Below are 15532 nucleotides of genomic sequence, written 5' to 3' on the forward strand. Positions count from 1 at the left end.
GCGTCGCCCAGCGCAGGTCGTGTGAACAAGCAGGTTGCTGCCTGTGACCTCTTCGGTCTCGTTCGAGCGGAAACTCCCGCCCGCGCTCGCGCCCAGACAGAGGGCTAGTCTAGCGGGGCGCGATCGATCGCGGTCGCCAAAGACGCTAGACACGGCCATCGCACTGAACGCGGGCGCCGGGCTCGTCTCCTCGACCCGCACGATGGATGCGTTCAGCGCATCGGCGGAAGCCTGACCGACGAAGGCGGCCGGAGCGCGACAGCCCCGGCCGCCAGTGCCTACTTTTGCGATGCCGCCACCGACGGCGCGCCGTCCGCCCAGTCCTGCCGACCCGGCGCGAAGAAGTCGATGTCGATCGTGTCCACCGGACAATGGAACTCGTGGGGGACGTTCGGCGGGATCACCAGAATCGTCCCCGCCGTCACCGTGAACTTGCGTCCTTGGGAAAAGACCTCGCACCTGCCCGACACGATCCAGGTGATCTGCTCGTTGACATGATGATGGAGCGGGAAGACGCCACCCGCCTTGACCGTCCACTTGACGAACGTCGACTGCGCGCCGCTGAGATACTGCCGCTGGACCAGATCCGAGATTTGCTCGATTGGCTGACGATCCAATTCGTAGAGAACCGGCAGAGCCGCGGTATGTTCGCTGACCGTAGGGATGATGCCCCGTCCAGGAGCCTCCACGACAGCCGGAGGGCCTGAGATCGAGGGGCCGGCGCCGCCTGCGCGTGCGCCGTCGCGACCGCAAGCATACCGATCAGTGCCGTCACCGCCAGCGCTGTGCCGGCACGACCGCCTTGCTTTGCCCGGCCCATCAGTCGAGGCTGCGCAGAGGCTCGAGGCGGATCGGCTCTGCGAGGAGATCGCCGAACTGGGCCGCGAGCCCCTGAAGGTTCGGGCCGGCTCCGTGGACGTCGAGCGCCATCTGGTCCGCCCAGACCTCATACATCACCACCGTCCCCGGATGTTCGCGGCTGACATGGGGCGAGTAGGCGATGCATCCCGGTTCCTTGCGGACGTCGGGAACGATTGCGAGGACGGCATCGATCAGCGCCTGCTCCCTGCCAGGTTTGGCGATGAGATAGGCGATGAGCTGGATCTGGTTTTCGTCTGTCATGACTTCCTCACTTCAAAAGGACGGGACCGTTGCCGATCCGGATGCGGAGCAGCTGGTAGGGCTGCCTGCGAAGGTCCTTGCCCTCATGGAACCCCGCCTGCCGCTGCAGCTGATTGGCGGTGAAATAGAGATATCCGTCGGTGCCCACCGACAGCGTGTCGGGCCAAAGGATGCGGGGATCCTTGGCAATCGTCGTCCACTTGCCCTCCGCAAAGCGGCGGATGGCTCCGTGCTCGTAGTCGCCGGCGTAGATGTTGCCCTCGGAATCCTCGGCGAGCCCATCGGATGGCGCCTTTGGACCAAGATCCTTGATGGCGGCGGCGATCTGCTCGTCGGTCACCGAGGGGTCGCGAAGGAGGGCGGTCGGCACGCTGTAGAAATGCCGGCTCGACAGCGCGCAGTAGTAGAGCGTCGAGCCATCCGCCGAGATCGCGATACCATCCGTCGCCACAAGCCACGGCGTCGGTTTGCCACCCGCCGGGCGGTTCATCAGCGTCTGTCCCTCGATCACCGGATTGAACCCCGGATCGGGCATGGTGGTCGAGTGGGCCGAAAGGCGGCGCAGGGCCTTGCCGGATGCCAGATCGACGACGATCAGACCGCCCGGCCCCTTGATCGAGCTGTCCGTGATGTAGGCGACGCCGGCCTCGCCCTGACGCAGATCGAAGCGCACGTCGTTAACGTAGGTGGTCGGCAGGACGACGTCGGGACTCAGCACCAGCGTCTTCACCACCTTGTTCGAGGCGAGGTCGATCGCGACGAGCTTGGCACCACCGGCGACCGGTCGGGCAAACCCCGGGGCGGCGGTGTCGAGGACCCACAGTCGGTTTGCCCCGTCGGCGACGACGCTCTGGACGCTGATGAAGTGATCCGCAGGCCCGCCCATCGCCACATTGTTGGTGACTTGGTCCGGGAACGCGGTGACCTTGCCATCCTTTAGCTCACCCACCGCAAACGGGGGCTTGTCGCCCCACTGCGGGTAGTTGAGGAAGATGCGGCCGTCCGGCGCAACGGTGACGCCCGTCGGCATGGCACCGCGAAGATTCGCCACGACCTCCACGGGGATCTGCTGGTCCTGCGCAAAGGCGGGGGCTGCGATGAGGCTCGCGACGCTCGCGAGCAATGGCACGATGCGTGACATGGATGTCCTTTCGTTCTGATGGAGGTCGACGGAGACCGGCGCGCGGATCACTTCGCGACCACGCCGATCTGCTGGAGAAAAGTGAGATTGTCCTCGAGGTGCCAATTGTCGGTGATCCGACCACGCTGGACCCGCACGATGTCGGTCGCGATGAAGTCCACGGCCTGCCCCGCCCCGGCGTGCCCAGCGAAGCTCCCGGTGAAATGTCCCGTGAACCGCAGGTGCGACACCACGCGGTCCTCGACGACCAGCCGCTGGACGACGGTCACCTTCAGATCCGGTATCGCCGCCAGAAAACCCTTGGAGGCCGCAGCCGGACCATCCGGCCCCTGGGGTCGACCTGATGGAAGGGTGTGGTCGACAAAGTCCGGACCGATCGCCTGCGCCAGCAGCTTGGCGCTGCCATTGGCCCAGAAGCCATAGAAGGCGTCCACCGGCTTCAAGAGCAACGAGAGCTGCTGGGGCGTGATGTCGCCAGCGACGATCTGCTCCTGCGGGCGGGTCGTCGCCACCGCAGCGCGGTCATCGAGTTGCTGCGCTTCGGCGGAGCCTGCCGCTAGCAGGGCCGCAGCCGAGATTGCCAAGCTCTTCATCCAAAATCTCCTCATTCGATCATCGCCTCGCAATTGACACCGCCTGGCGAACGGAGGCCGTCGGCATCACACTCATCGTCGTTAGTGACGGAAGCTGGCCATTCATTCGACGCGGCGCCACGGCCAAGGTCACATGCCCGGCATTCAGGGATGAATGGTCGCCACTCATGGTCGCACCCGGCGTCGCCCCGGCGGTCCGCTTTCCGCGAGGACACTCAACGCGAACGGCAGAACCGAGAGGCAGGCCAGGATGGCCGCGATGCAAGCATCACCTATCGACGGCCGTATCGCGGCGAACACGACGACAGCCGTGGCGACAAGGATCACCACGGACAGGAATTTGCGACCTTCGCATCGTCTCGTCATCGAACCGCATCCTTAAGTGAGGCGGGCTCCCGAGGCTCGACGCCTCGGGAGCCCGCCTCAGTTCGATCAGGCAGCCATCGGGACCGGGATCGGATTCTCGACCATCGCGGCGTTGAAGCCGTTGACCACAGCGTGCTCGCCGGCACCCGGATTGTCGCGGAATGCCTTGATGCTATCGACGATGATCTCCTCGTCGTCGGTTGCCAGCTTAGTCATGGTCTCTGCGATGAAGTCGTCGAGCGGCATCGCGCGCGGGTCGCCGCTCTTACCGACCAGGTCCGTATCTACCCAAGGCGGTGCGATCTCCTGCACCCGCACCGACGTGTCGCGCAGCATGAAGCGCTGCGAAAGCGTGTAGGTGTGGAGCGCGGCCTTGCTGGCCGAATAGACCGCGTTGGTCGCCAAGGGCACGTAGGCGAGAACCGACGTGTTGTTGATGATCACGCCGCGCGGCTGAGCCTTCAGATGCTCGATCAGCGCCGACGTCATGCGGATCGGACCAAGGAAGTTGGTGGTCAGGATCGCCTGGTTGACGGCGTCGTCGAGCACGCCCGAAGGGTCGTCGAAGGGCATGATGCCGGCATTGTTGATCAGGACGTTGAGCTTGGGAAAACGGCTCTTCAGCTCGGCGGCGGCCGCCTCGATGCTCTCGGGATCGGTGATGTCGAGCCGGATGCCGGCCATGCCGGGGTTGGCGGCGACGACCTCGTCGATCAGAGCCTGGCGACGACCGGCGACGATGACCTGGTTACCCAGCTTGTGGAACTGCTCGGCCAGTGCGCGCCCGATGCCGGACGTGGAGCCGGTGATGAAGATGGTGTTGTCAGTCAGTTGCATGTGTCTTCTCCAAGAAAAAATGTTCAGTCGAGGTCGCCGCCGCTGCTGATCCACGTCGCGACGAGGTCTGCGTATTCGGTGGCGGCGTCCTCCCAGACGAAGTGTCCGGCGTTCACGACCACGTGGCGGCAATGAAGAAGGATGCGCTCGAGAAGTTCGCCGTTGGCGGGCGGCACCAGCGAATCTGTAGCGCCCGAGATGACCAGGACCGGTGTCCCGATCTCACCTGCGAACGACTGGAGCACGGGTAGATCCCGCGGATAGGCCCGCACGTAATCCGCCGCCTCGCGATACCGTCCGTCCGCGGACGAGAGCCGGTAGTCCTCCATCACCTCGGCCGGTGGCTCGGTCGCTCCCAGCGCCTTGATGACTTCGACGACCACGCCGGCATCCTCTCCGACGTCCAGACCCTCGACCGGCCCCTCGATGAGGCCGCGCAGCCGCTCGCCGACAAGCGCCATGTCCGTTCCGCCACTCCCGACGGTGATCGTCGCGAAGAGGTCGGGCGCCTCATGGGCCGCGAACAGCATGGCGGCGGTCCCAACGTCCGGGCCGACGGCGTGGCAGCGCTCGATGCCCATCCGATCGAGCAGGCGGATGATGAAGGCACCCATTCCCGCGGGAGAGAGCGCCGCCGGATTGGCCTCCGAGCGACCGAACCCCGGCAGATCCACGGCGACCAGCGGACCGAGGTCCGCAAGCTGAGCCCAAATCTTGCGGAACGCATAGAGGCTCTGCGGCCAGGGGCTCGTCAGGAGGATTGGAATACCCGCGGTGCGTCCTCCCCGGACGATCCGCAGCGCAAAACCGCCCAATTCGATCGTCTCGGGCTCCGGCATGGCTTCCACCACACCAGCCCCCTCGCCCACGGTGCTCACGAGACCTTCGCGAGATAGCGGGCGCCGGGCTCGGCATGGGCCAGGTCACCGGCGATCCGGCGGCGGAGCGCCTCGTATTCATCCCACAGCGCACCGTCCTGAAGCGGAGGGATGGTGACCACCTCGCCCAGATCGAGACCTGCGAGTGCTGCATCGACCATCTTCTCGGCGGGCATGGCGAGCGGGCTGTCGGCATAGGCGCCGTATCCGGCGATGTCCCAGAACTCGGTTGCCGTGCCGCCCGGCAGGACCGCCTGGACCCGCACGCCCTTGTCCGCGAGCTCATGCTGCAGAGACTGGGTAAACGCCAGCACGAACGCCTTGGTGCCGCCATATACACCGTTGAGGATCTCAGGGCCGATGGCGACGATCGACGAGATGTTGACGATGGTCCCCGCGCCGCGGGCGACGAAGGCGGGCGCAGCTGCATAGCTCAGACGCATCAGGGCGGTGACGTTGACGTCGACCATGAGTTCCATCCGCTCGGCATCCGTGTCGAGGAGCGGCGTGACGCCGCCGAAGCCCGCGTTGTTCACCAGCATCGTAATCGAGGCGTTGTCGCGGAGCACCTGCTCGACGCGGAAAAGGTCGTCGCCGTCGGAAAGGTCGGCGGTGAGCACGTTGACCGCGCGGCCGGTCTCATCACTGATCCGCTGCGCGACGGTCTGCAGACGGTCGGTGTTCCGTGCGACCAGGATCAGGTCGTAGCCCCGCTTGGCGAGACGGTCGGCATAGATCGCACCGATCCCACTCGAGGCGCCGGTGACCAGCGCGGTTCCCATGTTGCTCATTGGATGTCTCCTTCTAGGCCGCCCGTTGCGGTCGAGTGATAGTTAGGCTTGAAGCGTCGCGTCCGAAATGACATAGAAACGACAATTCAAGACATTCGAAGGACACGCGATGCGCAAGGTCGGCTTCATTCTCCATCCCGGCTATTCGCCGATGAGCCTCGCGGTCTCGACGGTGTTCGAGATCGCCAATCTCCAAGCGGGCAAGCCCGTCTACGACGTGCAGATGCTCTCCGAGACCGGCGGGTCCGTCCGGACGTCCGTGGGATTCGAGGTGATGACGACGCCGTTCTCCGGCGAGCCACTCGACCTGCTCGTCGTCGGTGGGAGCATGGAAGACGCCACGTCCGAGGTCGTGGCGTTCGTCCGCACAGCGCCGAAGTTCGCCCGGCGCATCGCCGCGCCCTGCATAGGCGCACTCGTCCTCGCAGAAGCGGGCCTCCTGGATGGCAGACGCGCCACCACCCACTGGATGTATGCGCGCGGCATGGCCGAGCGGTATCCGAGGATAAAGGTGGAGGAGGATCGCATCTTCATTGCCGACGGTCCAATCTGGACCTCGGCGGGAATGACGGCCGGCATCGATCTCGCGCTCGCGCTGGTCGAGGAGGACCTCGGCATGGAGGCCGCGCGTTTCGTCGCGCGCAAACTCGTCGTCTACCATCGTCGCAGCGGCGGCCAGTCGCAATTCTCGACACTGCTCGAACTCGAGCCGAAATCGGACCGCATGCAGGCGGTGCTGACGTTCGCCCGCCGTAACCTCACCAGCCGGCTGTCGGTCGAGGATCTGGCGGACGTCGCCCACCTTTCGCCGAGGCAGTTCAGTCGCGCGTTCCAGACCGAGACCGGGCAGTCGCCCGCTAAGGCTATCGAGCACCTGCGGCTCGAGGCGGCGCGGACGCTCATGGAGGACAGCAACCATTCGATCGACATCGTCGCCCAGGAGACGGGGTTCGCGGATCGGGACCGCATGCGCAGGGCGTTCCTTCGAACCTTCGGGCAGCCGCCGCAGGTCATCCGTCGCGCGGCGCGCGGTGCGGCGGTTCAGGATCTGGTCGACGCCTGACATGTCGGCCCGGGACCTCAGAGCCTGATCAGGAGCGTGAGGAGCAGCGTGGCGATGAGCCCGGTGGAACCGATCGAGGCGCGGACCGCCGTCTGCGAAAGGTGTCTGCCGTAGATGCTCATCGTTCACCTCGCTCTAGAAGGTGCCGGGCCAGCCTGCTGCGGGGGCGATGCAGCATCAGGGGGTGGGTCTTGCTGGCCCGGTCGATGCGAATATCGCCGAAGCCCTCTCCGCCAGACAGCCGTCCGCCGGTCGGTCAGACCTGTTCTTTGGTAGGGGTCGGAGCGGATTGCGCCATGCAAAGGCGCATATCGGGCATACGGTTTCCGCCGCTCCCATGGTCCCGCACCTATCGCATAGTGTCCGGAAGGAGACTCTGCATGTCGAAGCTATTGAACATCACCACTGCCGCCGCACTATCGGCCGCCGCATTCGCCTCGCATCCAGCAGGCGCCCAGACCGCCGAGCTGAAGCGGGTCGCAACGAGCAATTCCATGATATGGAACGCCGTGGCGGTCAGTCGCGGGCGCATCTTCGTCGCCGGTCCGAGGTGGACGGGCACTCGGGGTCCGCAACTCGCGATTATCGTCGAAGGCGAGAAGCCGAAACCGTTTCCTAATGTGGCATGGAACGCCTGGAAGCCTGGCTCCGACAACGGCGCCGCGTTCATAAACATTAATGCGGTCCACATGGACACCAACGGTGGCCTGTGGGTCGTCGACACGGGATCGCCCGATTTCGGTGGTGATCCGCTACCCAAGGGCGCAAAGCTCGTCCGCATCGACCTAGTGACCGATAAGATCGACCGCGTCTTCCCTCTCGGACCGGACCTCGCCCTGCCGGGCAGCTATGTCGACGACATCCGATTCAATGGCGATCACGCCTATCTGACCGATGCCGGCCGGCCCGGCATCATCGTGCTCGACTTGGCAACCGATACTGGTCGCCGCGTGCTCGAGGGGCATCCGGCCACAACCGCCCGCGACGGGCGTACCATCGTCCTGAGCGGCCAGATCGTGAAGTCGCCCGACGGCTCGCCTCTGAAGGTCCATTCCGATCCGCTGGAGGTGAGCACTGATGGACGGTGGCTCCTGTTCGGCCCTCTGGAAGGCCCGTGGTCGCGCGTGCCGACGAGCCTGCTCGACGATCCCTCCGTGCCGGCGGCTGATCTCGCGACGGCCGTCGAACCTTGGGCCGACCTGCCTCCGGTGGGCGGAACGACGCTCGCGCCCGATGGACGGCTCTTCTTCGCCGATCTCGCCGACGACAGCATCAAGGTCCGACACCCCGATGGACGCGTCGAGACCCTAGTTACCGATCACGCGCTCCACTGGGTGGATGCGCCGTTCCTCGATGCCGATGGCAAGCTGTGGCTCCCCGTTCCCCAGATGGACAGGGTCGGTCTGTTCCACGACGGAAAATCGCAGACGCGCTGGCCGATCGCCCTCTACACGCTGGAGACGCCGCGATGACCGCCCTCCGCATCGGCCACATCGACCTGGGCTTCCACGACGCCAGCGCTCTGGAGGTCGAAGCGATCCTCCGCCGGCATGGTCACGAGATCGAGCGCTCTGCGGCTCCGCATGAGGAGATGTTCAAACGGATGGGGCGTGGCGAGGTCGATCTGCTGGTCAGCGCCTGGCTCCCGGCCAGCCACGGCGCCTATCTCGCCCCATTCGCGGACGATGTCCGGAAGATCACGGTGCTCTACGAGCCCTACTGCATCTGGGGCGTGCCCGAATATGTGCCGGACGAGATCGCGTCCGTTTCGGATCTGCTGGCCGAACACGCGCTCTCCCGGATGGATCGGCTGATCCAGGGCATCAATCCCGGCGCCGGCATCAGTCGATTCTCGCAGGCGATCGTGCAACACTACGCGCTCGGCAAGGCGGGCTACCGCTTCGAGACCGGAACGGAAGCGCAGTGCTTCGACCGGTTCGAGGAGGCGGTTTCGCGGAAGGAGTGGGTAGTGGTGCCGCTCTGGCATCCCCAATATCTCCATGCGCGCCACCGCATCCGAGAACTCGCCGAGCCGGTCGGCCTGCTGGGCGGCACCGACCAGGCGACCCTGATCGTCCGCCGCGATGCGGAGGGTCGCATCTCGCCGACGGCACTCGAAGAGCTTGCCGCGCTGCATCTTGGCAATCAGCGCGTCAGCGAACTGGAGGACCAGCTCGTGCGCTCGAAACCACCCTCCTAACCGTCGAGGAAGATGAGGGCATGTTTCAGGAAGAGTTCCGGATGTTGGAACTGCGAGGCATGCCCCGCATCCGGATAGATCACCAGCTGCGCGTCGGGGATGTGCTGCTGGAGATGGAAGGAGTTAATCGTCGGCAGCATCACGTCGAGTGTGCCGTTGACGACCAGCGTGGGGACGGTGATCGCCGCCAAATCGGCGAACCGCTCGCCGTGCGGCTCCAGCCAGTCGCGCCCCGCGAGCTGCTGGGCCATGATGCCCTCGGGCGCCGTCGGTGGATCACGATCCTCGGTTCGCTCCATGCGACGCTCCCAGAACGCCCGCCCAGCCGCCTTACCGGTCTCAGAATGCCCGAAGAACAGCCAGAGGAAGTCGTCCTGATTGGCGTTGCCTGTCGCGCGCTGGCGGACTTCCGCGAGGTATGGCGAGGGTTCACCGCCGCGCGGGCTGGTGCCGCACAGGATGAGCCGGCTGAGCCGCTGCGCATTCGCCTTGGCGAACGCCTGGGCGACCATGCCGCCAATCGAGAAGCCGAGCAGATCGAACTTGTCGAGACCGATCGCGTCTACGAACGCGAGGATGGCTGCCGCCATGCCCTCGATGGTCTGCGGCGTCTCTCCGGTAGAACCGCCGATCCCTGGGACGTCGACGAGGATGACCTCCCGCCCCTCCGCCATTCCGTTCGTCAGAAGAGGATCCCAATGATCCAGGCCACCGGTGAAGTGCTGAAGCAGCACGATCGGCCCTCCCGTTTCCTTGCCGAAACGACGGAAGGCGAAATTCGTGCTACCGACTTCTACATGGCGCGTGGGTGCTGTCTGATGACTACCCATTACGATTCTCCTCGTTCGTCTGAACTGGCGTGCCATCCGGTCAAGGGCGATACCTACGATGGTCGAGGGTGGGTTGTCGGTTGGTCGCGGACGGAGAACAGAGTGATGCGGAGCGCGAGCGGAAAAGCATGAGCGATGACTTGCTGAAATGGATTGGCCGAATATTAGCCGTTGCGATCGCAGCGGCCATCTTCACGATTGACTGCATCGCCGATTTCGATGTCTCCATCTCGATCCTCTACATCTGCACGCTCGTCGCCGTCGGCGTTCGAGGTTCGGACAGGGAGGTCGTCCACACGGCGGTCGTATGTTCGTGCCTTTCCGGCATCTCATGGTATGTGGTCCATGGCGATGCGCCCGGCATGGCCAGCAGCCTACGTCTGGGCTTCGCCTTCATCGCCATCGCTGTGACGGCCGCACTTCTTGTCAGCCGCAAGCATCTCGCCGCAGCTCGCAGACAGATCGAGGAGAGCCAGGCCGAACTTCTGAACTTTACAGATTCCGTGCCGCAGCTCCTGTGGCGTTATTCGGTCGATAAAGTCGACTTCTTCAATCGCCGCTACACCGACCTCACTGGCCATGATCGCGAGGAGGCGATCGCCAAGCAGAACTGGATCGAGTGGTATCACCCCGATGACCGGGAGCCCTTCATCGCGAAGCTGCAGAACTCAATGGCCAGCGGCGAGGATCTGCGCGCCACCTTTCGAATGCTGCATGCTGACGGTTCATATCGGTGGATGTCGCTGGTCGGACGCGCCGTCAGGTCCAAGGACGGAGAAACCACGCGGTGGTATGGCGGCTCATCCGACGTGCAAGACGAGGTGACGGCCCATCACCTGTTAGAGCAGCTCCGCGCCGAGCTCGAGGAGAGCCAGGCCGAGCTCATCAACTTCATGGATTCCGTTCCTCAGATACTGTGGAGAGCCTCGCCTGAGGCCTATGTAGATCGATACAACCGCCGCTTTGAGGATATCACCGGTCGCAATCTGGACGCAGCCATCCTCGCGCAGGACTGGTTGAGCGACTTCCATCCCGACGACCAGGAATGGTTCATGGAGCGGGTGCGGACCAAGTTTGCGGCCGGTGAGGAACTGCGCGCAACTTATCGACTCCGTCACGCAGATGGTAGCTACAGGTGGATGTCGCTGATCGGCCTGCCGTTCAAGGACGAGGAAGGGAAGGTCATCCGCTACTATGGCGGCACCTCAGACATCCATGATGAGGTGGTGGCCCGCGAGGAGCTTCAGAAAGTCCGGATTCAATTGGAGCAGAGCCAAGCCGAGGTCGAGCACTTTGCCAATTCGGTGCCTCATATCCTCTGGAGAGGAACCGCCGACGGACAGGTAACTTTTTTAATCAGCGATGGACGGAGATCACCGGCGTGGACCGGAAGGATGTTCTTGCGAGCGGTAACAACCTGGATCCAGTGCATCCGGACGATCTCCCCGGCCTCCTTGAGACGATCGGCAAGGCCGTATCAACCAATAGCGTGTCGGAGGCTCAGGTGCGGGTCAGGCATGCGGACGGAAGCTATCGCTGGATGCGCCTGTACGACAGGCCAGTGGTTTCCCCTATTACCGGGCAGGTAGAACGCTTCGGCGGGGCTGCCGACGTCCAGTATGCGGTCGATATGCAATCGAAGGTACAGGAGCTCAACGATACGCTCGAACAACGTGTCGAGGAGCGCACCGCCGCGTTGATAAAGACGGAGGCGCGATACGCTGGTCTATTCGAGGTCAGCAATATGACTTTCGCAGAGATGGACTTTAGAGCCACGGAACCGCTCTTGGATCAGCTTCGCGAGCAGGGCGTCAAGGATTTGTCGGCATATCTGAATGAATACCCCGATCAGTTCGCCCATTTGCTATCTCTGATCCGCACGACACGGGTGAACGAGGCGCTGGCGCGCCTCATGGGCTATGACAGCGTCGCCGAACTTGTCGCCAATCCGCCTGCGCAGAACGCGGATGACGGTCCCGCTGTGCTCATGCGGCAGCTCGAGATGTACTACTACGGGATCGATCATATCGACGGTCGAACTGTTCTGGTCGGCAAGGGCGGCATCAAAATTCCAGTCTACTTTACGGTCAATCGCTTGGCCGAAGGCCTCCATCTATCGAGCCACATCGATCTCACCGAACAGGAGCGTATCGCAGAACTCCGTGAAGCAGCCCAGGAAGAACTGGCGCGTGCAAATCGGATCGCCACAGTCGGCGCGTTCTCCGCGTCCATTGCACACGAGCTGAACCAGCCCATCGCGTCCATGGTAATGGATGCCCAGACCGGTCTAAGATATCTTCAGCGCGAAACTCCTGATCTTCCAGCCGCAGAGCGCATCCTCCAGAGACTCACCCGAACGGTGCAGCGCGTCGCCGGTATCGTCCAGAACACCAGAGATGCCATCCAGTCGGGACAACGCGAGATGGCCCGAGATCGACCTACGCGAGATGGTGGAAGAAACAGCAGAGCTCCTGGAGCGCGAACTTCGCCGTTCCGACGTGTCGTTCAGAATGAAGGGAAGTAAGGTGCTTCCCCTCGTGGCCGGCGATCCCGTCCTGCTCCAGCAGGTGTTGGTCAACCTCATGACCAATGCAGCCGAAGCCATGCGTGAGACCGATGGTCCGCGCTCCATCACTGTCAGTCTCACAGCGCTTGAGGATCAGATCGCCGTCTCTGTCGCTGATACCGGCCCAGGCATTCCCGAGGCGAACCTAGAAAAGCTCTTCCAGCCCTTCTTCACGACCAAAACCGAAGGCGTTGGAATGGGCCTCCAGATCTGCCGCACCGCCATCGAGAGCATGGGTGGACAGCTTAACGTGCGTAATCTCGAGAGGAGCGGCGCGGCCTTCACGTTCACCCTGCCCACCGCTGAAGCAGTCGAAGCCGGGTAGCCGCACCAACCATGGTATGGGCACGCGCCGCCCCTAGTAGAATGGCGCGCGGCGACACGCGGCCGCATCATGATCACGCAACCTGCACGAGGAGCGTCATGACCTACACCCCAGCCAACCCGGCCTATGCCGACCCGCTTGAGCCAGCGCTGCCGCCGAGCAGCTTCACGCTCGACATCGAACGGGTCGCGCTCGTCATTACCGATCCGCAGACCGACTTCCTTGGCGAGGACGGCGCAGCATACCCGGTATTCGCAGAGAGCATCGCGGAGCATGGAACCGTTCCCAATCTACGCAAACTGATGGAGGCTGCCCGGAACGCCGGGATCCCGATCATCATCTCGCCCCACTACTACTATCCCCATGACGACCGCTGGAAGTTCAACGCACCCGGCGAAGCGCTCATGCACAAGCTCGGGATGTTCAAGCGCAAGGACCCACTATCGCTCGACGGCTTCGAAGGCTCGGGCGCCGACTGGCTGCCGGCACTGAAGGACGTGATCGAGGACGGGCGGACCGTGGTCTGCTCGCCCCACAAGATCGCCGGTCCCCAGACCAACGACACGTTCTTCCAATTGCGGAAGACCGGAGCCACCCAAGTGATCCTCGCCGGCATGGCCGCAAATTTCTGCGTCGAGATCCCATCTGCGCGACTTCGTCGAGCACGGGCTGGAGGTCGTGGTCGTCCGTGACGCGACAGCAGGAAGCAAGATTCCAGAGGGCGACGCCTACGCGGCCGCCCTGCTCAACTTCCGCTGGCTCGCAAATGCTTTGTGGTCGACCGAGGAAGCCGTGGAGAAGCTGGGAACTGCCGTATGACCGCGTTCCTCGAACGCGGCTGGACGCCGGAACCCACCCGGCGCGAGTTGCTCGGCGGCATCACCGCGCTCGGCCTCGTAGCCACGCTGCCCGCAGGCGCGCAAGCCAACACCTCGCAAGACATCAAAGGAGACACCACCATGGCAACCATCACGCTCAAGGACGGAACCGAGATCTTCTACAAGGACTGGGGTCCAAAGGACGCCCAGCCGGTCGTCTTCCATCACGGCTGGCCGCTCTCGGCAGACGATTGGGACGCGCAGATGCTGTTCTTCCTCAGCAAGGGCTTTCGCGTGATCGCCCATGACCGCCGCGGTCACGGTCGCTCGACCCAGACCGACACCGGCAACGACATGGACACCTACGTCGCCGACGTCATCGAACTCACCGATAAGCTCGACCTTATGAACGCCGTCCACATCGGACACTCGACCGGCGGCGGCGAGGCAGCCCGCTACGCGGCGCGAGCCAAGCCGGGCCGTGTCGCCAAGGTCGTGCTCGCCGGCGCTGTTCCGCCGATCATGGTGAAGTCCGGCAAGAACCCCGGCGGCACGCCCATGGCGGTATTCGACGGCTTCCGCACCGCGCTCGCCGCGAACCGCGCGCAGTTCTTCATGGATGTTGCCAGTGGCCCGTTCTACGGCTTCAACCGCCCGGACGCGAAGGTCATCCCCGCGACCGTCCAGAACTGGTGGCGTCAGGGGATGATGGGCGGCGCGAAAGCGCACTATGACTGCATCAAGGCCTTCTCAGAAACCGACTTCACCGAGGACCTGAAGAAAATCGAAGTCCCGACGCTCGTCATGCATGGCGAGGACGACCAGGTCGTGCCTATCGCGGATGCCGCCCCCTCTCGATCAAGTTCCTCAAGAAGGGCGAGCTCAAGACATACAAGGGCTATCCCCACGGCATGCTCACGATCCACGCCGAGGTGCTGAACCCGGAAATCCTGGCGTTCATCAAAGCTTAAATCCGGCGCGGTCTTCCACGGACTGACTATTTGAGGCTCTCCACATCAATCGGTGCGGAGAGCCTCAATGCATTGATTTGCCTGACGGATTGTAACTGCGGTGCAAGTCAATTTAAGCTGCCTAAACTTGAGAATATTCTTCCGCAACGACGCCGCAACGCAGTTATACATCGACCATACGGATGTCGATAGGGAGTCAGTTGCTGCCGCGGTCTACTCTCCAATAACCGGTTCACTTCAGGTTGATTGGAGACATCATGATTGATCGATCACGCCCCGCGAGCTTCCTCGTCTTGGCCGCCTGCGTGGCCACCGCGACACCCTATCTCGCCTACGCCCAGCAGGTTGCCACGCGCATGGAGGACAAGCTCGTGGCAGCCGGTTTCGAGATAAAACCCGCCAACACACCAGACCGGCAAGACATGCTGTCCCGGCTGCCAGCGCACAAGTTCGTCCGTCGCGTCCAGGGAGATGATGTCGCCTACGTCTATGCCGACCCGAAGAACTGCAACTGCCTCTTCATCGGTACGCAGGATGCCTATGGCGCCTATCGCCGACAGGAGCAGGTCGAACGCCTGGCGGATGAGGAACAGGCATATGCCGATGCCCGCTGGGACTGGGGTGCATGGGGGCCTTGGGGCCGTCCATGGTCACGGTTTCGCTTCGGCTACGGCTGGTAGATCACGACATCCATAGCCTGCGCCGGGTCAGGCCAAATCTGTCGGACCGGATGAGGCGAGCGGCAGGTCAAACGTGAAACAGGCCCGCCTCCGTCCACGTTCGTCACCGTCAACTGACCGCCCATGGTTTCGACAGCCGAGCGGCATATCTGCAGCCCCGTCCCGATGCCACTCGACTTGGTCGTGAAGAACGGCTTGAACTGCCTCCGAACGCCATGCGCGTGACTGCCTTTGATCCGGGGGCGAACGAGACAAGGACCAGACCCACCAGGTAAAATATTGATATCGCTAAGTCATACCCCGCGATGCTATCGATCCAGAAGCCGCAGGCTGCCAAGATCGCAGCCAGCG

Annotated in this window: 16 protein-coding genes and 2 pseudogenes; 9 read left to right on the forward strand and 9 right to left on the reverse strand. The window is 63.6% G+C overall.

All coding sequences use genetic code 11. The features are described 5' to 3' along the window. Positions 1-278: 278 nt before the first annotated feature. The 7 genes from KZO24_RS27550 to KZO24_RS27580 form a co-directional block, all read right to left on the reverse strand. Positions 279-617, reverse strand: coding sequence for a cupin domain-containing protein (locus KZO24_RS27550; protein WP_486488252.1), 339 nt, complete (start codon positions 615-617; stop codon positions 279-281). A 202-nt stretch (positions 618-819) separates the two neighbouring features. Beyond that, on the reverse strand, positions 820-1122 hold the full coding sequence (locus KZO24_RS27555; RefSeq protein ID WP_486488253.1) for a putative quinol monooxygenase: 303 nt from the start codon (positions 1120-1122) through the stop codon (positions 820-822). A 7-nt stretch (positions 1123-1129) separates the two neighbouring features. Beyond that, positions 1130-2263, reverse strand: a complete 1134-nt coding sequence (locus KZO24_RS27560; RefSeq protein ID WP_486488254.1) for an L-dopachrome tautomerase-related protein — start codon at positions 2261-2263, stop codon at positions 1130-1132. A 47-nt stretch (positions 2264-2310) separates the two neighbouring features. Next, entirely contained in the window at positions 2311-2856 is a 546-nt protein-coding gene (locus KZO24_RS27565; RefSeq protein WP_486488255.1) for an ester cyclase, read from the reverse strand. A gap of 432 nt (positions 2857-3288) precedes the next feature. Continuing rightward, the gene (locus KZO24_RS27570; protein ID WP_486488256.1) at positions 3289-4059 is read right to left on the reverse strand and encodes an SDR family oxidoreductase; all 771 of its coding nucleotides are present in this window, start codon (positions 4057-4059) and stop codon (positions 3289-3291) included. A 23-nt stretch (positions 4060-4082) separates the two neighbouring features. Beyond that, positions 4083-4937, reverse strand: a complete 855-nt coding sequence (locus tag KZO24_RS27575; RefSeq protein ID WP_486488257.1) for an alpha/beta fold hydrolase — start codon at positions 4935-4937, stop codon at positions 4083-4085. Next, a complete protein-coding gene (locus tag KZO24_RS27580; protein WP_486488258.1) occupies positions 4934-5728 on the reverse strand; it encodes an SDR family NAD(P)-dependent oxidoreductase in 795 nt (264 codons plus the stop codon). The genes KZO24_RS27575 and KZO24_RS27580 overlap by 4 nt, the downstream gene beginning before the upstream one ends. 109 nt (positions 5729-5837) lie before the next feature. Here KZO24_RS27580 and KZO24_RS27585 point away from each other — a divergent pair, with 109 nt between their 5' ends. The 3 genes from KZO24_RS27585 to KZO24_RS27595 all read left to right on the forward strand — a co-directional run bounded on the left by KZO24_RS27585 (position 5838) and on the right by KZO24_RS27595 (position 8991). Next, positions 5838-6791, forward strand: coding sequence for a GlxA family transcriptional regulator (locus tag KZO24_RS27585; protein ID WP_486488259.1), 954 nt, complete (start codon positions 5838-5840; stop codon positions 6789-6791). Positions 6792-7171: 380 nt separating this feature from the next. Beyond that, positions 7172-8263, forward strand: coding sequence for an L-dopachrome tautomerase-related protein (locus tag KZO24_RS27590; RefSeq protein ID WP_486488260.1), 1092 nt, complete (start codon positions 7172-7174; stop codon positions 8261-8263). Continuing rightward, on the forward strand, positions 8260-8991 hold the full coding sequence (locus tag KZO24_RS27595; protein WP_486488261.1) for a glycine betaine ABC transporter substrate-binding protein: 732 nt from the start codon (positions 8260-8262) through the stop codon (positions 8989-8991). The genes KZO24_RS27590 and KZO24_RS27595 overlap by 4 nt, the downstream gene beginning before the upstream one ends. Here KZO24_RS27595 and KZO24_RS27600 read toward each other — a convergent pair. After that, positions 8988-9821 (reverse strand): alpha/beta fold hydrolase, encoded by an 834-nt coding sequence (locus KZO24_RS27600; RefSeq protein WP_486488262.1) that lies wholly within the window; start codon positions 9819-9821, stop codon positions 8988-8990. The two genes, KZO24_RS27595 and KZO24_RS27600, sit on opposite strands and share 4 nt — an antisense overlap. 362 nt (positions 9822-10183) lie before the next feature. Between KZO24_RS27600 and KZO24_RS27605 the strand changes: the two are divergent. The 6 genes and pseudogenes from KZO24_RS27605 to KZO24_RS27630 all read left to right on the forward strand — a co-directional run. After that, positions 10184-11005 (forward strand): annotated as a pseudogene (locus KZO24_RS27605) (PAS domain-containing protein); the annotation flags it as partial. A 197-nt stretch (positions 11006-11202) separates the two neighbouring features. Continuing rightward, a complete protein-coding gene (locus KZO24_RS27610) occupies positions 11203-12345 on the forward strand; it encodes a PAS domain-containing protein (protein WP_486488263.1) in 1143 nt (380 codons plus the stop codon). 13 nt (positions 12346-12358) lie between these two features. After that, positions 12359-12712: a sensor histidine kinase gene (locus tag KZO24_RS27615; RefSeq protein WP_486488264.1), complete on the forward strand. Its 354-nt coding sequence runs from the start codon at positions 12359-12361 to the stop codon at positions 12710-12712. 98 nt (positions 12713-12810) lie between these two features. Beyond that, complete coding sequence (locus KZO24_RS27620; RefSeq protein WP_486488265.1) at positions 12811-13404, forward strand: cysteine hydrolase family protein; 594 nt, start codon at positions 12811-12813, stop codon at positions 13402-13404. 267 nt (positions 13405-13671) lie between these two features. Beyond that, positions 13672-14501 (forward strand): annotated as a pseudogene (locus tag KZO24_RS27625) (alpha/beta fold hydrolase). 257 nt (positions 14502-14758) lie between these two features. Further along, positions 14759-15181, forward strand: coding sequence for a hypothetical protein (locus KZO24_RS27630; RefSeq protein WP_486488266.1), 423 nt, complete (start codon positions 14759-14761; stop codon positions 15179-15181). Here KZO24_RS27630 and KZO24_RS27635 read toward each other — a convergent pair. Beyond that, on the reverse strand, positions 15169-15465 hold the full coding sequence (locus KZO24_RS27635; protein ID WP_486488423.1) for an ATP-binding protein: 297 nt from the start codon (positions 15463-15465) through the stop codon (positions 15169-15171). The two genes, KZO24_RS27630 and KZO24_RS27635, sit on opposite strands and share 13 nt — an antisense overlap. Between the last annotated feature and the right edge of the window lie 67 nt (positions 15466-15532).

The organism is Novosphingobium sp. NFX11 (assembly GCF_057376415.1).

Excerpts from the sequence above, each read along its gene's own strand:
- KZO24_RS27555 (WP_486488253.1), bottom strand. The coding sequence starts at position 1,122 with ATGACAGACGAAAACCAGATCCAGCTCATCGCCTATCTCATCGCCAAA.
- KZO24_RS27560 (WP_486488254.1), bottom strand. The coding sequence starts at position 2,263 with ATGTCACGCATCGTGCCATTGCTCGCGAGCGTCGCGAGCCTCATCGCA.
- KZO24_RS27565 (WP_486488255.1), bottom strand. The coding sequence starts at position 2,856 with ATGAAGAGCTTGGCAATCTCGGCTGCGGCCCTGCTAGCGGCAGGCTCC.
- KZO24_RS27570 (WP_486488256.1), bottom strand. The coding sequence starts at position 4,059 with ATGCAACTGACTGACAACACCATCTTCATCACCGGCTCCACGTCCGGC.
- KZO24_RS27580 (WP_486488258.1), bottom strand. The coding sequence starts at position 5,728 with ATGAGCAACATGGGAACCGCGCTGGTCACCGGCGCCTCGAGTGGGATC.
- KZO24_RS27585 (WP_486488259.1), top strand. The coding sequence starts at position 5,838 with ATGCGCAAGGTCGGCTTCATTCTCCATCCCGGCTATTCGCCGATGAGC.
- KZO24_RS27590 (WP_486488260.1), top strand. The coding sequence starts at position 7,172 with ATGTCGAAGCTATTGAACATCACCACTGCCGCCGCACTATCGGCCGCC.
- KZO24_RS27595 (WP_486488261.1), top strand. The coding sequence starts at position 8,260 with ATGACCGCCCTCCGCATCGGCCACATCGACCTGGGCTTCCACGACGCC.
- KZO24_RS27600 (WP_486488262.1), bottom strand. The coding sequence starts at position 9,821 with ATGGGTAGTCATCAGACAGCACCCACGCGCCATGTAGAAGTCGGTAGC.
- KZO24_RS27620 (WP_486488265.1), top strand. The coding sequence starts at position 12,811 with ATGACCTACACCCCAGCCAACCCGGCCTATGCCGACCCGCTTGAGCCA.
- KZO24_RS27630 (WP_486488266.1), top strand. The coding sequence starts at position 14,759 with ATGATTGATCGATCACGCCCCGCGAGCTTCCTCGTCTTGGCCGCCTGC.